Annotated in this window: 17 protein-coding genes; 13 read left to right on the top strand and 4 right to left on the bottom strand. The window is 44.8% G+C overall.

Annotated elements, in window-relative coordinates; all coding sequences use genetic code 11:
• Positions 1 to 578: 578 nt before the first annotated feature.
• Positions 579 to 2,534, bottom strand: a complete 1,956-nt coding sequence (locus B2899_RS10615; RefSeq protein ID WP_286885662.1) for a sigma-54-dependent Fis family transcriptional regulator — start codon at positions 2,532 to 2,534, stop codon at positions 579 to 581.
• A gap of 342 nt (positions 2,535 to 2,876) precedes the next feature.
• Between B2899_RS10615 and B2899_RS10620 the strand changes: the two genes are divergently transcribed.
• From B2899_RS10620 to B2899_RS10650, 7 genes are all read left to right on the top strand, one after another.
• Positions 2,877 to 5,021, top strand: coding sequence for a hydantoinase/oxoprolinase family protein (locus B2899_RS10620; RefSeq protein ID WP_286885664.1), 2,145 nt, complete (start codon positions 2,877 to 2,879; stop codon positions 5,019 to 5,021).
• Between the two features lie 20 nt (positions 5,022 to 5,041).
• Positions 5,042 to 7,318, top strand: a complete 2,277-nt coding sequence (locus B2899_RS10625) for a hydantoinase B/oxoprolinase family protein (RefSeq protein ID WP_146811748.1) — start codon at positions 5,042 to 5,044, stop codon at positions 7,316 to 7,318.
• Between the two features lie 13 nt (positions 7,319 to 7,331).
• Positions 7,332 to 7,841, top strand: a complete 510-nt coding sequence (locus B2899_RS10630) for an acetone carboxylase subunit gamma (RefSeq protein WP_286885669.1) — start codon at positions 7,332 to 7,334, stop codon at positions 7,839 to 7,841.
• Between the two features lie 83 nt (positions 7,842 to 7,924).
• The gene (locus tag B2899_RS10635) at positions 7,925 to 8,047 is read left to right on the top strand and encodes a hypothetical protein (RefSeq protein ID WP_281286038.1); all 123 of its coding nucleotides are present in this window, start codon (positions 7,925 to 7,927) and stop codon (positions 8,045 to 8,047) included.
• Between the two features lie 50 nt (positions 8,048 to 8,097).
• Complete coding sequence (locus tag B2899_RS10640) at positions 8,098 to 8,538, top strand: Rrf2 family transcriptional regulator (protein WP_286885672.1); 441 nt, start codon at positions 8,098 to 8,100, stop codon at positions 8,536 to 8,538.
• 125 nt (positions 8,539 to 8,663) lie between these two features.
• On the top strand, positions 8,664 to 9,527 hold the full coding sequence (locus B2899_RS10645; RefSeq protein WP_286885675.1) for an SDR family oxidoreductase: 864 nt from the start codon (positions 8,664 to 8,666) through the stop codon (positions 9,525 to 9,527).
• A 320-nt stretch (positions 9,528 to 9,847) separates the two neighbouring features.
• On the top strand, positions 9,848 to 11,821 hold the full coding sequence (locus tag B2899_RS10650; RefSeq protein ID WP_146811788.1) for a methyl-accepting chemotaxis protein: 1,974 nt from the start codon (positions 9,848 to 9,850) through the stop codon (positions 11,819 to 11,821).
• A gap of 166 nt (positions 11,822 to 11,987) precedes the next feature.
• On the opposite strand, the gene B2899_RS10655 is transcribed toward B2899_RS10650, so the two are convergent.
• Entirely contained in the window at positions 11,988 to 12,605 is a 618-nt protein-coding gene (locus B2899_RS10655; RefSeq protein ID WP_286885678.1) for an RraA family protein, read from the bottom strand.
• A gap of 189 nt (positions 12,606 to 12,794) precedes the next feature.
• On the opposite strand from B2899_RS10655, the gene B2899_RS10660 reads away from it, so the two are divergent.
• The 4 genes from B2899_RS10660 to B2899_RS10675 are packed head-to-tail and all read left to right on the top strand — an operon-like array spanning position 12,795 to position 16,433.
• Positions 12,795 to 13,355: a biotin transporter BioY gene (locus B2899_RS10660; RefSeq protein WP_146811790.1), complete on the top strand. Its 561-nt coding sequence runs from the start codon at positions 12,795 to 12,797 to the stop codon at positions 13,353 to 13,355.
• On the top strand, positions 13,345 to 14,697 hold the full coding sequence (locus B2899_RS10665; protein ID WP_286885681.1) for a class I adenylate-forming enzyme family protein: 1,353 nt from the start codon (positions 13,345 to 13,347) through the stop codon (positions 14,695 to 14,697). The genes B2899_RS10660 and B2899_RS10665 overlap by 11 nt, the downstream gene beginning before the upstream one ends.
• Positions 14,690 to 15,733: an acetyl-CoA C-acyltransferase gene (locus B2899_RS10670; RefSeq protein WP_286885683.1), complete on the top strand. Its 1,044-nt coding sequence runs from the start codon at positions 14,690 to 14,692 to the stop codon at positions 15,731 to 15,733. Before B2899_RS10665 ends, B2899_RS10670 begins: the two co-directional genes overlap by 8 nt.
• 52 nt (positions 15,734 to 15,785) lie before the next feature.
• A complete protein-coding gene (locus tag B2899_RS10675; RefSeq protein WP_286885686.1) occupies positions 15,786 to 16,433 on the top strand; it encodes a nitroreductase family protein in 648 nt (215 codons plus the stop codon).
• Positions 16,434 to 16,568: 135 nt separating this feature from the next.
• Here the strand turns inward: B2899_RS10675 and B2899_RS10680 are convergent, their stop codons facing one another.
• On the bottom strand, positions 16,569 to 16,721 hold the full coding sequence (locus B2899_RS10680) for a hypothetical protein (RefSeq protein WP_286885689.1): 153 nt from the start codon (positions 16,719 to 16,721) through the stop codon (positions 16,569 to 16,571).
• A gap of 335 nt (positions 16,722 to 17,056) precedes the next feature.
• On the opposite strand from B2899_RS10680, the gene B2899_RS10685 reads away from it, so the two are divergent.
• Positions 17,057 to 17,275, top strand: coding sequence for a zinc ribbon domain-containing protein (locus B2899_RS10685; RefSeq protein WP_146809375.1), 219 nt, complete (start codon positions 17,057 to 17,059; stop codon positions 17,273 to 17,275).
• 57 nt (positions 17,276 to 17,332) lie between these two features.
• Positions 17,333 to 17,644: a hypothetical protein gene (locus tag B2899_RS10690; protein WP_146809374.1), complete on the top strand. Its 312-nt coding sequence runs from the start codon at positions 17,333 to 17,335 to the stop codon at positions 17,642 to 17,644.
• Between the two features lie 134 nt (positions 17,645 to 17,778).
• On the opposite strand, the gene B2899_RS10695 is transcribed toward B2899_RS10690, so the two are convergent.
• Complete coding sequence (locus tag B2899_RS10695) at positions 17,779 to 18,828, bottom strand: S-layer homology domain-containing protein (RefSeq protein ID WP_146809373.1); 1,050 nt, start codon at positions 18,826 to 18,828, stop codon at positions 17,779 to 17,781.
• Positions 18,829 to 19,329 lie beyond the last annotated feature (501 nt).

The following is a 19,329-nucleotide window of genomic DNA, read 5'->3' on the forward strand; positions in this document are numbered from 1 at the left end:
TGTTAATAACCTATTATTTATTTGATTGGTTTTCTTCCTCATAGCATTCCATACAATAATGATTTTTTTCCTCAATTTCATATTCAGTAAGTTTGATGCTGCATTTCCGACATCTTTCTTCGGTTAAAGTAATATTCATGTCTCTCCCTCAATTCATATTTTTTATTGAAATTATAGACTATTTAAATAACTTTCGTGCGCTTATTTTGTTAAAAAATGATGAATTTTGTTAAAAGATTGCCGGGAGTGCTGGAAAAATTATATCGAGATAGCGAAGTTATGCATAAAATAAAAAATCCAGGGAAATTTTTAAGGTTTTTAAATAAATCATAACAAATGAGAAGGAATGACCCCCTAATTCGTATGCATCCTCTTTTTTTCTTTTAATAGCTTCTGATTTCTTTAGTGGGATGAAAAAAGTAGGGGAATCAATGTATGGCAGACCGATACTTCCATTAATCCCAGAAAAATAGTGAGTATGATTATAATTCTTGCTGTGTATCACAATACAGCACTAAACTTAACGATGAAGCTGCTACAGAAAAGGATATTATTCAAATGGTTATCACTTGATAATATCAGTGTTTGGATATACCGTATTTATCCATTTTTCGATAAAGAGTAGTTCGTGCTATATTTAATCTCCGAGCTACTTCAGAAAGATTTCCGTTTGCTTCTTCAATGTACCGAATAATCATGCTTTTTTCTTCATGATTCGGTGAAGACTGTAAGAGAAGCGGTGCTCTTTCTTTTTCAAGCAAGGAACGCGGTAAATCTGATAAAGTAATTTTGTTTGTTAAGCAAAATAAAACAGCATGTTCAATGGTATTTTCCAACTCTCTAATGTTTCCCGGCCATTGACAAGTTTTGAAAAAGGAAATAACATCCGTATCAATCGATAAAATAGTTTTGTTATACTTTGTCGAAAATCGTTTTAAAAAGTGTTCAGTCAATAAAATAATATCGTGATCCCGTTCTCTAAGAGGAGGAATATGCAGTTCAACTACGTTCAATCGGTAGTAAAGGTCAGTGCGAAATTTTCCTTCTTGGATTAATTTAGGGATATTTTGGTGGGTAGCAGCTATGATCCTAACATCAACAGGAATAGGGTGAGATGATCCAAGTCGAACAATCTCTTTTTCTTGTAAAACACGCAGGAGATGAACCTGGAGATCCAGGGGCATCTCTCCAATTTCGTCAAGAAACAGTGTGCCTCCGTTTGCCTCTTCAAATTTTCCGCGTTTTCCTCTGGAATTTCCTCCTGTAAAAGTTCCCGGTTCATAGCCAAACAATTCACTGGCCATTAATTCCTTGGGAATCGAGCCGCAATTGATTGCCAGAAAAGGAGAATTGTGACGAAGACTGGTCTGGTGAAGTGTTCTGGCAATGCGTTCTTTTCCAGTTCCGCTTTCCCCGGTTATGAGAACTGATGCGCTCGTTGGTGCAACCAATTGGCATTTTCGAATCGTAGATTGAAATTTTTCGGATTGTCCAATAATTTCTGACCATTTCTGATGAGATGAATCATAACAGAAACCAGGGGAAGATACTATATCTTTACTTTGTTGAGGTTGCAGGTAGACAAGAAAACCGATTCGCTCCAGCTGTATGTTAATTTCTTCAACATGGACGTGCAGTTTCAGTTGGTCCAGATAAGATTCTTTACATATATGAACTTGATTAAGAAGAAAATTTTGCAGTTGTTTAATACCAGGGATCGATCCAATTTGTTGCCAATGTTGAATATTTAATAATTTCAGAGCTTTTTCCGTCCCGTTAATGATATTGAAGGAAAGATCAAATAAGATAATGGCTTCTCCATTTTTTCGTTTAACAACCTGTGTAAAATAGTGATGAAGATATTGGAGAGTTGAATAAGAAATTTCTTTATACCTTTTTTGGATGAAGTTGGCAGTCATCGTAGCAATTCCTAATGTATGCGGTTGTGCTTCAAATGATAAACCTGTCAGATCAACCACTCCAAGAATTCGTCCAGTTAATGGATCTTTGATAGGAGCCGAAGAACATATCCATGGATGACATCCCTGGCAGTAATGTTCAGCTGAAAAAATTTGAACAGGATGACCGGTTGCTAAACTTGTTCCTATCGCATTCGTCCCAATCGCTTTTTCACTCCAGTCGGCTCCTATCAAAAAGTTCATTAATTCCGCTTCCTTTAAAACCTTTTGGTCTCCATCTAAATATATAATTCGTCCTTCACTATCACACAGGGTAGCTAGGTAACCCGTTCCACGAATCTGTTTAGATAAATCATCCATAATTTGAACGGCTGCTTCAAACAAACGCGAATGATTCATGATTTCCAGTAATTGATCATTGTTTAGAGAAATAGCACTTTGTTTTTTCTTTGGATCAACCTCATATTCTTGACAGCGCTTCCAAGATTCATAAATCAAATATCTAAGTTTTTCAGGTGGCGAATTGGTAAGGACGAATTTTTCCCACAGGTTCTCGAGTTCTTTCATTTTTCCATAGAGTTCACTGGTTGAATGAAAAGCAAGGTATGGGCTCATAGTTCCTCCGCCTATTCCTTTAATTTCAGATTATTATAAATATTTTACAGCAGATGACTAAGAAATAAAAGCTATATAATTTGAAAATATAAAAAAGTTAACCGCTCATTCTCTAACAGAGCTTTGTTTATTTGGTGTAACATCAATACTACACCTGTAGCGCTACAGGTGTAGTATTGATGTTACAAATTTTTACATAAAATCCCTTGTTAAGGGAATGTAAATAGCGAATTTTCACTATTAAAAAATATTTGAAAATTGGTATTAATTTTGCTTTTGTAATTAGGCAACAAGGGCTCCTCACTCTTGTAACTATATACTACTGAAGGGAGATGAAAAAAAGTGGCAAGTATTAATGCACAAATTTTGGCCATTGATGCCGGAGGAACGATGACAGATACGTTCATCATTAACGACAAAGGGGAGTTTGTTGTCGGGAAGGCTCAGTCAACACCACATGATGAATCGGTCGGTCTACTTCAATCAGCGGCAGACGCACTTACCTATTGGGGCACAACAGTAGAGGAATCATTTCCTAATTTACTGGCGGGTGTTTATTCAGGTACCGCGATGCTAAATCGTTTGGTGTCCCGTAAAGGAAGACGGGTCGGCCTGATTGTCAATAAGGGGATGGAAGATTTTCATCGGATGGGACGGGCTATTCAATCTTATCTTGGTTACTCTTATTCCGATCGTTTGCACCTGAATACCCATCGTTATGATCCGCCTCTGGTTCCGAGAGAAAGGACTCGCGGCATAACGGAGCGTGTTGATGTATTTGGAAACGTTGTCATTCCTTTGTACGAACATGAAGTTGAGCCTGCTGTTTTGGATTTGCTCGATCAGGACGTAGAGGCTATTGTCATTAGCTTTCTTCATTCGTATAAGTATCCTGCCCATGAACGCAGGGTACGAGACATGGCAAAGGAAATCATGAAAAAAGTCGGAAAAGAAGTCCCGATCTTTGCATCTGTCGATTATTATCCGCTTCGCAAAGAATCCCACCGTACCAATACGACGATTATTGAAGCTTATGCGGCCGATCCTTCCAGGCACACGTTAGAGGTCATGAATCGTAGAATTCAAGAAAAAGGGGCTACCTTTGATTTACGTGTTATGGCAAGCCATGGGGGAACGATTAGCTATCAGGCGAATGAATTGGCCCGTACACTCGTTTCCGGGCCTATCGGCGGGGTTGTGGGTGCTAAGTATCTGGGTGAATTTCTGAATATCAAAAATATTGCTTGCTCTGACATTGGAGGAACGAGTTTTGATATTGCTTTGATTACGCAGGGAGATTTAAGCATTAATAGCAGTCCTGATATGGCTCGCCTGGTATTGTCGCTCCCCCTTGTGGCGATGGATACGGTTGGAGCGGGTGCAGGAAGTTTTGTTCGCATAGATCCGAACTTTAAATCGATCACCCTGGGTCCTGACAGTGCGGGATATCGAGTCGGAGTTTGTAATCCAGCTGGAGGAATTGATACTGTTACCGTCTCCGATTGCCATGTTGTGCTCGGACTGATTAACCCGGATAATTTCCTGGGTGGTGAAGTGAAGTTATACCCGGAACTCGCCTATGAAGCTGTCAAGAAACAGGTAGCGGATCCACTTGGTTTATCGGTAGAAGATGCCGCTTATGGTGTTATCGACTTACTGGAGTCCCAATTACGGAATTATCTCGAGTCAATGATTCTTGGAAAAGGGTATTCACCATCCCAATACGTCTGTTTCTCCTATGGTGGAGGAGGCCCCCTTCATACCGCGGGGTATACGAAGGGACTGGGGTTTGAGGATGTTCTTGTACCAGCCTGGGCGGCAGGATTTTCTGCTTTTGGATGCGGAGCGGCCGATTTTGAATACAGATACGATAAAACACTGGATTTAAATGTTAATGACGGGGCTTCCGCAGAAGAAAAGTTGATGGCCGGCAGCGGATTGCAACAATCCTGGGAGGAATTGATGGAGAAGGTAGCCCATGAATTTGAACGAAATAAATTCTCCAGCGACAAAGTAGATTTCCGTCTCTTTTTCCGGATGCAATATCAAGGACAATTGAACGACCTTGAAATTGAATCTCCTGTGAATAGAGTAGAAACAGTAGACGATTGGAACCAGTTGGTTGCTTCCTTTGAAGAAACTTACAGCCGTGTTTATGCCAAGGCGGCTCGTTCACCGGAATTAGGTTATACGATTACAGGTGCCATTGTTCGCGGTATGGTTGAAGTAGCTAAACCGAAAATTCCAGAAGAACCTTTATATGGGGAAAAACCGCCAAAGAATGCTTCTCTCGGAAGACGTAAAGTTTATTGGAAAGGGGCCTGGACGGAAGCCGACATCTGGGAAATGGAAGCGCTTAAGGCAGGGAACAGAATTGAAGGATTTGCGATTATCGAGTCTCCGGCTACTACTTTTGTTGTTCCACCGGGTTTTGAAACGTATTTGGATCAACATCGCATTTTCCATTTGAAAGAAATTGTGAAATAAATTGTTGAGGAGGGGATTCCATGTCTTTAAAAGAGGAAGATTTAAAAAGAATTAAAGTGAAGAAAGGCATAGGCTGGGATGGAAAACCGTTAAAAGAAATGAGGGAGGAAATCGATCGGATCAGCCTGACAACCGGACATTATGCCGGTTTAAAAGAATTAACATTCAAGGAAGCTGATCCCATTCGCTATGAAAAGATCTTTTCCAAGCTTCGGGGCGGTGTCGTTCATGCAAGGGAAACCGCAAAAAAAGTTGCTGCATCTCCTATTGTAGAGCAGGAAGGGGAACTTTGTTTTACCGTATATACCCCGGAAGCAGATTCTATTGTCACTTCTACAGGGATTATCATCCATGTAGGAACCATGGGTGCGGCAATTAAATATATGATTAAAAATGATTATGAAGAAAACCCGGGGATTGAGCCGGGAGATATTTTCTGCAATAACGATTGTCAAATTGGAAACGTTCACCCTTGCGATGTTCACACGATTGTCCCTATCTTTTGGGAGGATGAATTAGTAGGCTGGGTTGGTGGGGTTACTCACGTTATCGATGTAGGTGCAACAGCCCCGGGAAGTATGACTGTAGGTCCGGTCACACGATATGATGACGGTTATCAGGTAGCCTGCCGAAAAATAGGGAAAAACGATACCCTTCTTCGGGACTGGGTCATTGAAAGCCAGCGTTCTGTTCGCACGACGAAATACTGGTTACTTGATGAGCGCACCAGGATCGCCGGTTGTCATATGATTCGTGACTTGATTCATAACATTATTGCTGAAGAAGGAATTGATACGTATAAACAGTTTATTCGTGAGGTAATCGAAGATGGTCGCCGTGGTTTCATTAATCAGGTTAAGTCGATGACCATCCCCGGCAGGTACCGCGGAGTATCTTTTGTCGATGTTCCTTATAAAAACCTGGAAGTGCCTCCTTATGCCAAGGTGGATACGATTATGCATGCTCCTTCCGAGATGATCATTCATCGGGACGGAAAGTTTGAAATCGACTTTGAAGGGGTAAACCGTTGGGGATGGCACAGCTATAATGCTACACCTGTTTCTATCTCCAGCGGGATTTGGGTAATGATGTCGCAAACGCTCATTCCGAACGATCGCGTAAACGATGGAGCTTATTATGCCAGCCAATTTGGCCTGCCTTATGGCTCCTGGCTATCCCCGGATGATATCAGGACAGCACATAGTTACGCCTGGCATTTCCTTGTCTCTGCCTGGAGCCCATTGTGGAGAGCGTTGAGCCGTACCTATTTCGCCCGCGGTTATTTGGAGGAAGTCAATGCTGGAAATGCAAATACCAGCAACTGGCTCCAGGGTGGAGGATTTAACCAGTATGGTGAGAACCACGCTGTCAATAGCTTTGAAGCGGCCGCTGAAGGAACAGGGGCGAATGCGGTTAAAGACGGGTTGGATCACGCCGCTGCGATTTGGAATCCCGAAGGGGATATGGGGGATATGGAGATTTGGGAGATGGCCGAACCCCTTCTCTATCTGGGAAGAAGCATTAAACCGAACACTGGCGGTTATGGAAAGTACAGGGGCGGATGTGGTTACGAAACTCTGCGGATGGTTTGGGGAGCCAAAGATTGGACGATGTTCTTCATGGGGAACGGTTATATGTCCAGTGATTGCGGCTTAATGGGCGGTTATCCGGCGGCATCCGGCTATCGTTTTGAAGCGCATGGAACGAATATTAAGGAGCTCATTGAGAAAAAACTTCCGATTCCCCTGGGCGGAGATCCGGATCCGGGCAATCCAGAGTATGAGAAGTTAATTGAAGCCAAAGAGATTCAGCGCGATAAGCAAGCGATTACAACTGAAACCATCTTTGAAAATTATGACCTCTACTTAAATTACCTCAAAGGCGGTCCCGGATTCGGTGATCCGTTAGAGCGGCAAACGAAAAAGGTTGAAGAGGATTTAAACGGTGGATATCTGCTCCCGGACTATGCGGAAAAAGTATACGGCGCGGTTATCGAGCAGGATGAAAAAGGAAGATGGATTGTTGATAGTGAGAAAACAGAAAAAAGGCGTGCCGAAATCCGTCAAGAACGGATTAAACGTGGAAAACTAACACGTGAATGGATTAAGGAAGAACGGCAGAATGTCCTTAATAAAAAAGCGGCTCTACCTGTTCTCCACATGTATGCCAGCAGTTTTTCGCTAAGCGAAAGATTTCTAAATGAATTCCGTGATTTTTGGAATTTGCCAAAGGACTGGATTATTAACGAATCTGAGCTTGATATGCCAACCTTTGGCTCAATAAACAAACTGAAATAAAAGAGGTGAAAAGATGACCACATACGATAAGAGAACAATTGAGGAATTGATTGATGGTTCAATAGATTTTTTCAAACTTAAAGAGATGCTTTCCAATTTTAAAGATGCGAATCGTTTTAATCTGTACCTGGAAATTCTTCAGGAGAGGGTTCCATGGGATGATAAGATCCTTCTGCCTGCTGGTTTACACTTATATATCGTGCAAAAGCAGAACGGCGATCGCGTTACGAAGTGTGATTGTGGACATGAGTTCGGACATTATAAACAAAATTGGAAGCTCAATGCTTTAGTATATGTAAGAGATACGGAAGCAAAGATGGAGGAATTATATCCGAAATATTTGGCTCCTGATCCAAACTGGCAGGTCATTCGTGAATATTATTGTCCAGGATGTGGTACCCAGCTAGAAGTTGAAGCGGTAACTCCATTCTATCCTGTGATTATGGATTTTGAACCGGATATTGATGCGTTTTATGAAGAATGGCTGGGCCAGCCTGTTCCAGAGCCAGCGGGAATTAAATAAAGATAACAGCGACGGTCTTCTGCAAGACCGTCGCTGTTATCTTAAACTACAATGAGTCGTAATCTAAAACGGAGGAATATGAAATGGCATTTATTTTCTTACAACACGGAGCTTATGAAATAACCAGAATCATGAATAGCGAAGAAATTGAAACCGAACTGGAGGATGAAACTGAATCACTGGCGTTGCATAAAAACGAAGGTTGACTTAACAAGACTGCCGAAACTATAATGGTTACAGCAAGAAGGTGAAGCATATGAAAAAAATCAGCAGTCGCTTTTCCATCGCAGTCCATATCCTGTCTTTGATAGCAGTAAGTAAAACACACTGTACTTCAGAATGGATAGCAGAAAGTGTAAAGACCAATCCGGTGATTATCCGGAGAATCATTGCGAAGCTAAAAAAGGCTGGATTGGTGAATGTGCGAGCTGGAGTTGGTGGAGCATACCTCCAGAAGGATTTGGAAGGAATTACCTTGCTCGATGTGTATCGAGCTGTTGAAGTTGTCGAGGAAGATGAACTTTTCAAATTCCATGACCATGTGAATCCGGAATGTCCGGTTGGAGCCAATATCGAATCAGTTTTTCGATTGGTTTTGCTTCAAGCCCAGTCTGCGATGGAACAGGTATTAGCTCAAGTTACGCTGGAGCAGTTAGTAACTGAACTGAGTGAGAAAATTAGCTCGTCTAAGAGCTGATTTTTTTCAGGTTTGTTGTAACCAATTTGGTTATACTGATATCATGTTTTTACCATGTGTTGTAACCAGTTAGGTTATACTCTCACCCTCTTGAAAATTGTCTGGGAGAAGGGAAGGGAATTTCTATGTCTATTGTTGTTACTGGTGCTACAGGTCAACTCGGAGGTCTTGTTATTGAACATCTGCTAAAAAAGGTGCCCGCGGGTCAAATCATTGCGATTGCCCGCAATGTCGAAAAAGCCTCTGCTCTTACCGATCTCGGAGTTGAAGTTCGTCATGGCGATTATCTTGATCCGGAATCTCTTCAAAAAGCTTTTGCTGGTGCCTCCAGGCTGCTTTTTATCTCAAGTCCGGATGCTGATGATACGCTGCGTATAGTTCAACATGCGAATGTCGTAAAAGCAGCCAGAGATGCAGGGGTAAAACATATCGCATATACCGGATATGCTTTTGCTGAGGAGTCAAAATTACCCCTTGCTCATGTCCATTTAGCTACGGAATATTCAATTCGTACCACTAACATTCCTTATACTTTCCTGCGTAACGCTTTGTATACGGAAGTCTTTGTGAATCCGGCTCTGGGCGCATCCGTAGAGCATGGAGCGGTAGTTACCAATACAGGAAGTGGAAGAATAAATTCGGTGACCCGCAGCGATCTTGCCCTGGCTGCCGCGACGGTTCTTACAGGGGAAGGACATGAAAACAAGACGTATAACCTTGTTTCCAATCAAACCTGGAGTTTTGACGATTTGGCTCAAATCCTTTCAGAGGTTTCTGGTAAAAAAGTCGTGCACCAGTCCGTTTCTTTTGAAGAGGAGAGAAATATTCTCGTAAACGCGGGTGTTCCTGAGCCCTTTGCCGTACTTACAGCGGTTATTTATAACGCAGTTTCAGAAGGGGAAACGTCCAAAACGACAGATGATTTACAGAAGCTTATCGGTTCCCCGACACTCCTTAAAGAAACAGTAAGACAAGTTTTGCAGGGGTGAGGAGTTAGCTTAACGCAATAAATCTGAAGAAAAACAGGTCGCCAAACGGCATATCCGTAATGCGGCCTGTTTTTTATTGTGACAGATAGGCGCTGTTGGGATAGTGTATAATTATTGAAAAGTTTGTGTTAAAAAAAGGGTTTTCTGGTTGGATTGTGGAATAAGACTATGGGACTATATGTCGGGATTGAGTTGCTGGATAAGGAATTCTTGATAAGAACCATAAGAAATGGGGGCAGGTTCAAGAGAATCCTTGTCCCATCTACCCCGGCAAATGTTGAGATACTATTAAAGTTTCGGGAGGAGTAGAAAAAATCAATATGAAGCAGAGAATGCAGCTCAATATTAAATGGAGACTTGTATTAGCATTTACAACAAGCGTGCTGTTTGCGACGTTATTATTAGGTATTATTTCGTACAAGACAGCAGAGAAACGGATGGAAGAAGAAATTTTGCAAAATGCTCGAAAAAACGTGGTGTTTTTAGATCGTTTGATTACGAAATATATTGAGGATGAAAAGAAAAGTGTAGAATTGCTGGCAGAACAAATGAATGATCAGTTGAGCCATCAAGGAACAGATGCCCGCATCCAGTCACAATTAAGCCGGTTTTTAGGTCTGTATCCTGAATTGAAAAACGTGTATGTCGTAACGTCAGATGGGAAAATGCGAATTGCCCCTATTCAACAAATAAAGCCCGGCTATAATCCGTTAGAAAGCGGATGGTACCGGGAAGCTATAAAAGCGGGCGGCAGTATTATTATGACAGAGCCGTATCTGGATAGCGGCTCGAAAGAGATGGTGATTACGCTGGCCCGCGCTTTGGAGGGCGGAGGCGATGTAGTGGCCGTGGATATGAGCCTGAAAGATTTGGCCGGGCAGATAGCTGAAGTAAAGATTGGAAATGAAGGCTATGCCTATTTATTGGACAAGAATCGTCACTATATTGTCCATCCGACGGCGAAGATAGGTGAGCAAACGAATACAGAGCAGTCAAAGAAGATGTATACGGAACAATCCGGGGAATTTGATTACGAATTTGAAGGTAAACAGAAAAAGATGTTTTTTACTACTAACAAGATAACAGGGTGGAAGCTGGCCGGTACGATGTACGTGGATGAACCGAAAGCGGCGGCGCGCCCGATTTTAAATGTGACGATTTGGGTAACGGTGCTGGCCATTGTGTTTGCGTCGGTGCAAAATTTCTTTGTGATTCGTTCCCTTGTGAGACGCTTGCTTGTATTTGCGAATGTTGCACGCAGCATCAGTGAAGGGGATTTGACGAAGCGTGTTCAGGTGACGTCCCGAGACGAATTGGGAGCACTGGCGGTAGAGTTTAACAAAATGAGTGAAAAATTACATAATATTGTGCAAAATGTTCAGGAGAAGTCAGAGCAATTAGCTGCTTCGTCTGAACAACTGACGGCCAGTGCCGAGCAAACAGAGAAGGCCAGTGCTCAAATTGCTTCCGTCATTCAAGAGGTAGCAAATGGAGCTGAAAAACAGGCGCATAGCGTGGAAACAACGTCGACAACGATGGATGTGATGTCTGAACAGATTCATGGTATCGCCGATCAGGCAGCTCGTGTTTCAACCGTGGCGGAACATGCTTCCGCGCGGGCATACGAGGGGAATGAGGCGATTCAAAGCACGGTACATCAAATGAATACGATTCATGGTACTGTTTTGCATATGGAAAGTACAATGAAAAATCTGGAAGAACGATCGGGAGAAATCGATCAAATTGTGCAAGTCATTACTGGAATTGCCGAACAAACTAACCTCCTCGCCCTAAATGCTGCTATTGAAGCAGCACGTGCCGGTGAGAATGGTCGCGGATTTGCGGTGGTAGCAGATGAAGTTCGTAAGCTGGCTGAACAGTCTGCCGCTTCTGCCGGTCGAATCACGGAGCTGATTTATACCATTCAACAGGAGATAAAGCAGGCCGTAGATACGATGGAAGAAGGAACGAAAGAGGTGGAGGAAGGAATCGAGGCTGTACGAGGGGCCGGGCATTCCTTCGAAGAAATTCAAGGATTCGTTTATGAAGTGGCACAGCAAATTGCCGAAGTCTCTTCTGCGGCACATCAGGTGGCCGCCGGAGCGGAACAAATAGCAGAAGCGGTGCATGTCATCCAGCAAATTGCTGAAATGAACCGGAGTGGCGTGCAGGAAGGATCAGCAGCCACGGAAGAACAGCTGGCATCCATGGAGGAGATAACGTCTTCTGCAGCGACGTTATCTCGTATGGCAGAAGAATTACAGCATGCAGCTTCTACATTTAAATTGAAGTAAAAAACGAGGCACACGGCCTCGTTTTTTACTTCAATATTGAAAAAAATCCTCTCCCCATTCTTTCCTCTCTTTTCCTTTGTACCTCAAAAGTCAGTTGGTCTTCCCGCAATTTTCATGGCAGGGCTTGTGGCTCATCGGCCATGGTGGTTTTATCTAGAAGCAGGCATCACTTTGATAAGATACTGTCCAGATAGTTGATTACTGTCTCCCGATTTACTAGAATACTTTCTTCCCGCGCCTGATCCGTCTTCATTTTTTCCTGCGCTTTTTTCAAAACATCTTGTTCGATTTCTTTTGGAACCACCACAACGCCGTCTGCATCCCCTACAATGATATCTCCGGGACGAACGGTTACTCCGCCGCAAGAGATAGGTACGTTGATTTCACCTACACCGGCTTTGCCGCTCGCCGCAACAGTTGTGCCTTTGCAAAATACGGGAAAATTTAAATCTTTAATCCCCGTAATATCCCGAATGACACCATCGACCACGATTCCCTCAATTCCCATGGTTTTTGCCATCCCTACAACAAAGTCACCGGCGATTGCGCGATATAAATCGCCCTTGGCGTCAACGACTAAAACATCTCCTATTTTTGCTTCTCTGATCGCTTTTAAAACGGCAGAGTTGTCTCCTACCGGTATTTTTACCGTTAACGCTCTTCCGGCAACTGTATAAGCCTCTTTCAAAGGCTTAATGGTTGAATCCAGGTTGTTAAGTCCTTGCATTGCATCGGAAATGCATGTAGTCGGTACTTCCTTAAACCGGGCTATAATCTCCTCCATAGTAATTCCTCCTCATTCTAAAATTTAAATAGCTTCTGTTTTTTATCCATTAATGTTGAACCGCTAACAAATAGATTATATTAAATTTTTTCTAATATGAAAATTCAATCGAATTCGCTATATTGCGACATTTTGTTTTATGTGTTAACTTTTTATTATTGTAAGTTTACATACAATAGGAGGAAACGCATGAAAACGAAATCGATTGCATTTATTGCCATGGGAGCTGCCATCATTGCGGCACTTGGCATCGTACCGGGCATTCAACTGGGGGGAAGCGGTGTCCCTATTACCCTTCAATCTATGGCCATTATGGCGATTGGCGGCCTGTTGGGCGCACGCAGAGGTTTTTTAAGTGTCGTTGTTTTTCTGTTGCTGGTAGCGGCCGGCGCTCCGCTATTATCAGGGGGCCGCGGCGGTTGGTCTGTATTTGTCGGACCGTCTGCAGGGTATTTATTTAGCTGGCCTTTTGCTGCTTTTCTCATTGGTTATTCCATTGATAAAATTCGAGTGTTTCCGGTCTTTGCGACAGCCCTTTTATCATCCGTTTTGTTCGGGATCGGTTTTGTGTATCTTATGGGTTCATTAGGTTTGATGATTACTATGAAAACACCGTTTTTGGCGGCGCTTGCGCAGAACGTAGTTTTCCTTCCGGGAGACGCTATAAAAGCAGTGGCAGCTTCCCTTTTCATCAGCAAAATGGCCAACGTACCTTTCGTAAAGGAAAGACAAAGACGGCATGCGGCTTAGGCAATACAGCGGGCAGACCACAGCTATCAAAGGAGTGCGGGAGTACACCTATGAACAGCTGCAGCAGAGGATTGATGCGCTGGCTGCCGCACTGGTTGCGCACAATGTAAGGCATGGCGATCGCGTGGCACTTCTGCTTCGCGACAGAGCCGAGCTGTTGGCCTGCTTTTTGGCGGCCAACCATATCGGTGCGATCGCCATGCCTTTTTACGAGTGGCCCATGCAACGATTAACGGAGATGGTCCGCATTACAAAACCTGCTCTTTGTTTCGCAGATAGGCCGCTGGCTGATGTGACCTGCCTTCATCCCGGTGATGTAGCAGAGGGACGAGTACATACCGCACCGCCAAAAGATGAAGATTTGTTTTATATCGGATTTACCTCGGGAACAACGGGTACACCGAAAGGCTTTATGCGAACATGGAATTCCTGGAAGCAAAGCTTTCGGTTAAGCGATGCGATGATTGATTGGGCAAGAGTGCAAACGGTACTTATTCCGGGACCGCTTGAGAGCTCCCTTTTTCTTTATGGAGCGCTTCACGCATTGTACCGGGGAAAAACCGTTCAGCTTCTATCACCCGAACAATTGACGAATCGCAGTGTCTACAGTGCTGATGCCGTGCTTTATGCTGTCCCGTCCATGCTTGCACGGCTGCCGGAAAAAATCCGGTTGGCCGCAATTATTTGTGGCGGCGATCGCTGCCCGGATTCCCTGCGGAAGGCGCTGTGCAGCAAAACGGATGCGGAGTTCATCGAGTTTTACGGCTCATCTGAAGCGAGCTTTATTGCGGCACATTCTATGCGAAACGGACGGGACGGCTCGGTTGGACGGGTACTGCCGGGAGTCGAATGTCGCATTGTCGATGAAGCGGGGAATATACTGCCGAATGGAGAAGTTGGTTTGCTTCAGATAACAAGCCCGCTCCTTTTCAGTGGGTATGTGGCAGTAGGAAGATCGGATCTTCGTACGTTTACAACCGAGGATTACGGATATCTTGACGACGATGGATACTTATTTTTAACCGGACGCAAAGAGGACAAAATTATCTGCCGCGGGGTGAAAATGTATCCGCGTGAAATCGAAGCGATTGCTCTTGCTTTTCCAGGCATTACTGAAGCGGCAGCCATAGGTGTACCGCATGATAGATACGGACAGGAAGCCGTTCTTGTTCTTCTGGAGGCGGAATGCACACCGGAGATTAAATCGGCTCTTCGCAAGCAACTTCGTATGTCTTTGACACACGGGCAATACGTCCGGCGTATCATCACGGTCAACGACTTTCCCCGTACGGAAAACGGTAAACTATCAAGGACGGCACTCAGGGAGGCACTTCATGCATAAAGCAGTTATTGTTGCGGCAAAGCGAAGTGCCATCGGTAAGGTAGACGGAATGTATCGGGAGCGGACAGCCGAGGAGCTTGCGGCACCGTTGCTTCGTTATCTGGCCCGGGGGCAGCAAATCGATGAAGTTATCCTTGGTAACGCCGTGGGAAAGGGAAATGTGGCACGTCTTGCTTTGCTTCAAGCGGGGCTTCCCCTGCATGTGCCGGGAATTACGGTGAATCGCCAATGCTCATCCGGGCTGGATGCGGTTATATTGGCCATGCGAACCATTCAGGCCGGTGGTGGGAGAGCGCTGCTTGCCGGAGGAACGGAAAGTACGAGCGCTTCCGATCGGACGTGCGCCCGTTTTTCACCGGAATCCATCGGGAATCCGGGCATGATCGAGGCGGCTGAGAACGTAGCGAAACTGTATCGTCTATCACGGCGGGTCCAGGATGCGTTCGCAGTCTGGAGCCATGAAAAAGCGTGCAGGGCAAATGTTCACCATGAGATTTTGGGTGAAGAACGCGATGAATGCCCACGGTCCAATATGAAGCGCCTGGCGGGAAGAGCACGTCCGATTTGCGGTACAATAACGGCGGCCAACAGTTGTCCGGAAAATGACGGAGCGGCAGCGGTGCTGGTAACAACGGACGAATATGCAAAGCAGCGCCGCTTTACGGAAGGACTTCACCTCATTCACGCCGAAACAAGTGCATGCGATCCCAATGTTTTGGGTCTTGGCGCAGTTGACGCGATTAAACGAACGCTATCGAGAAACGGACTGGGGCCATCGGATATCTCCGCGTTCGCTTTTAATGAGGCGTTTGCTTCCCAAACGTTAGCGACAATTCGAGAGACCGGTATCCCCCTTTCTATCGTAAACCGAACAGGGGGCGCACTTGCGTACGGGCATCCCTATGGGGCATCCGGAGCGATCCTGCTTGTAAAATTATTTTATGAGCTGCGGGAAGGCGAATATGGCCTGGCTGCTATCGCAGCAGCGGGCGGTTTAGGTTCTGCGCTGCTGGTCAAAAAAGAACGAATAGAATAGAGGCGTGCTGTCTCTGCGTATTTTGAAATAGGATAAAGGTGGACGACGGACGATGGATTATGAGCAGTTTAAAGCTGTAATGTTAGGGAGACGCAGTGTTCGAAAATTTGAAGACAAAGCCGTCCAAATTGAACAAATTAGAGAAATTATTGACTGTGCAAGGCATGCGCCGAGTGATACGAACGCACAAGCGTGGGAATTTATCGCTATTATGAACAAGGAGAAAATCGAGAAGCTCTCCGCCATGGTGTGGGAGGAGCTGCGCACAATCGCTGAAGAGGCAAAGCAGAGAGGAATGCATAAGGAGGCCAGGATGCTGCTGCGGTCATTCGGCCCCTATGCCGCTTCTTTTGCCGATGCCCCCGTTTTAATCGTTTGTCTCGCCACGTCATATACTTCAAAGTTTCGGGAAAAAATTTTTGCGCCATTAGGGCTAATTGAGGATTCGGTATATGAAGAAGAAGGCATCAAAAGCAGTTGTTTAGCGTCGCAGAACTTAATGCTGGCGGCGCATGCGGCAGGGTTGGCGACGTGTCCTATGACGGCCCCGGTCTTCTTCGCCAAACATCGGTTTAAGGAGTACCTGAATATTGCCGACTATAAGCAGATTACAATGGTCATTGCACTGGGATATCCGGTCGACCTCCCGGCTAAACCGCCGCGTAAGGACATAGATGATATTTTGCATATTATTTCATAATTGCTTGTAGGAGAGGACTGCTTTATAGTTTTTTTCTGTGAAAATCATCGCTTCCTATCCATCTGTATCGGTGACGATGGGATAGGTCGACAACGAATCGTCAGGGACGGGAGAAGGGTAGGCATGTCACGTCGGTTACGCTCCACACGGAAAGAGAAAACGTCCGCTCCCGGCGTCCCGCGCGCTCGCCCACAAAAGAATACCCCGATGCGAAGGCGAGGAAGGATTGTGGGCAAGGACCCGCGCACGGGACGCCTTCCGCTGAGCGGTCGCGTAAAATCGTTCCATTGCCCGTCCCTCCTCCCGTCCCTGCACTCTGTGTTTGTCAATCCCCACACGACAAAGTTTGGTGAGAAGCCAATATCGAATAAGAAAAACTCGCGGGCGTTCGCCTTTTTCTACATTGAAATCCTCCCCTCGTTCTCTTCTCTCTTTTCCTTCATACCACAAAAGTCAGTAGCCCTTCCTTCAATTTTCATGCCGGGGTTGTGGCTGAAACGCCATGGTGGTTTTCTGTGGAGGTAGTCATGAAGAATGTAAAAGGCTAAGAAAATACTGATATTGCAACTTCAGGAAATATAATCCGTATATAAAAGCAAGGATACAGAAGGAGAGTGAGTCATATGGAAGAGAACAAAAAGAAAAAAGGCTGCCCGAAATGCGGGTGTGAGAAAGTAAACCAAAGTGAAATTGCTACAACGGGAACAGGATTATCTAAGCTATTTGACATTCAGCATAATCAGTTTAAAGTCGTTTCCTGTGCCAACTGCGGTTATTCCGAGTTTTACAACATGAGAAGTTCCGGTGCTATGAATGTCCTTGACTTCTTTTTCGGAGGATAATCTAGAAGGAAAGAAATATAGGAGAAAATTTTGTTAAAGACAAAGGGGAGGATAAATATGGATTGGGATTTCCCTCTTGTTCTAACAATTGTAGTGCTTGGGGTTATCATCGTACTACCGGCCATTTCTTCATTAAAAGAAAGAGAATACCGTTGCCTGGTCTATACGGCTTTTAATAATAATGATTATTTTAAAGCAACGAGTCGCTTAAGAGCAGCCGGAATAAAATATGACATAAAAATCAGATTGAACTCAGGCTACCCTTCTCCTTCAGGCTATTCAACTTCGCATGATTATACTCAATACGATATTTACGTGAAGAAAGAGGAAGAGCATAAGGCTCAGCGTGCCATTCATGATCTGCACTAAGCCAATGAATGCTATCCCTTTATCTATAATGTGTCTTAAAAACAGCGGCAGGATGGCACTCTATATGGTAAAGATGCAATATAAAAGCACAGAAAGTCTAAAAACTTTCTGCGCTTGTTCTTCGCATCCTACACCTACAAATATCGTTTCACGCCGACGACGCGGTAGTGAGACAAATACCAGTCGATATCGTTGATCGTAACCTTGCCTTGGCCGCTGGCCGCATGCGCCATTCGCCCGTTGCCCATATAAATGCCGACATGCGAGATTTTGCCGCCGCCGGTGTCGAAGAATACGAGATCACCGGGTTCCATCGAGTTCACGGAAACGGCGGTACCTGTTTCGAACTGCTGGCTGGAGGTGCGCGGCAGATCAACCCCAAGGGAGCTGTATATATACTGTGTAAAACCGCTGCAGTCAAATCCTTTAGTCGTTGTGCCTCCCCAACGGTACGGCGTGCCAAGCAGCGGCTCGACTTTGCGCATTAATAGCTCATCGAGACGGGAATCCGTGCGGGAGGCTACCTGGCGCGTCGGTTCCGGCTTTGGTACGGAGCCGAATAACGCTTTCTGCAGAATGACTGCCGCTTCGGCCCGGGTCAGCTCTTTCTGTGGGTTGAAGACGCCGTCATCTCCCGAAAAAACTTGCTTCTGTGTAACCGCTTTTACGCTATCCACTGCCCAGTCGCTCACTTTGGATGCGTCCGAATACGGCAGCTTCTGGTCAGAATGAGAATAATTAAACGTGTGGGCGATAATAACTGCCGCTTCTTCGCGCGTAACCGGGCGTTCCGGATCGAAGCGGGTGTCCGACACACCTTTAACGATTCCCATTTGGTATGCTTTTTTGACTGTTTCGTAATACCATTTGTTTTCCGCTACATCGGTAAATGGAAAAGTAGGAATGATCCGTTCTCTATCCATTGCCCTTGATAGAATAGTAGCGAATTCCGCGCGAGTTACCTTCTGGTTTGGTGAGAAGGTCTTTGCGGTGGTGCCGTTGATGATTTCTTTCTCATACAGATTGTTAATGCTTCCTGCTGCCCAGGGCACGCTGGAAAGGTCCGTAAACGTACCGCTTGCTTGCGCAGCTTGGGGAAGAAACGGGGTAAGCCCGCCTGCCAAAGATACCGAAAGCAATCCTGCCATGACTGTCTGTCTAATCCCTGTTTTTTTGATTCTCATAGCCTCTTTCCTTTGTCTATTTTCTTGGTTATCTCTTTGATGCGTGAGTGTATGTATTGCATGTCTAGTCTTTTAATTGTTATGTAGGTGCATAAAGAAGACACCTCTAACAGTATAAGAAGAAATTATTAACAAAGTATGATCATCTTATGAATGTTTTGGGCACAGTTCCCCACATTTTATTGGCAGGAATTTTTTGGATTTTTGTTTGGGGAGAATAGAAAAAGAACCGCAATCACTGCGGTCCTTTTTCTATGTATAGGAAAGTATATTTCGCTTTACAGCGATAAAGTGAAATGTATTTTCCCTCCATTCGTAAGCAAGGAAAAACACGCGAGGCGTGTGCCGACCATTGCTTTTTCCGTGTGGAGCGTGTGGCCCTTAAGGGAGAGAAAGACCGGCAATTGTCTCCCTCCTCGAGGTACCTGGATGTTTTGCCGGTCCGACCGAAGGGCCACAAAGCGGCCGCTTGTCTTCTGTGTGGAAAAAGGACGAGCGGCA

Source organism: Aneurinibacillus sp. UBA3580 (genome assembly GCF_002375825.1).
In the GTDB taxonomy this organism is placed as follows: Bacteria; Bacillota; Bacilli; order Aneurinibacillales; family Aneurinibacillaceae; genus Aneurinibacillus; species Aneurinibacillus danicus.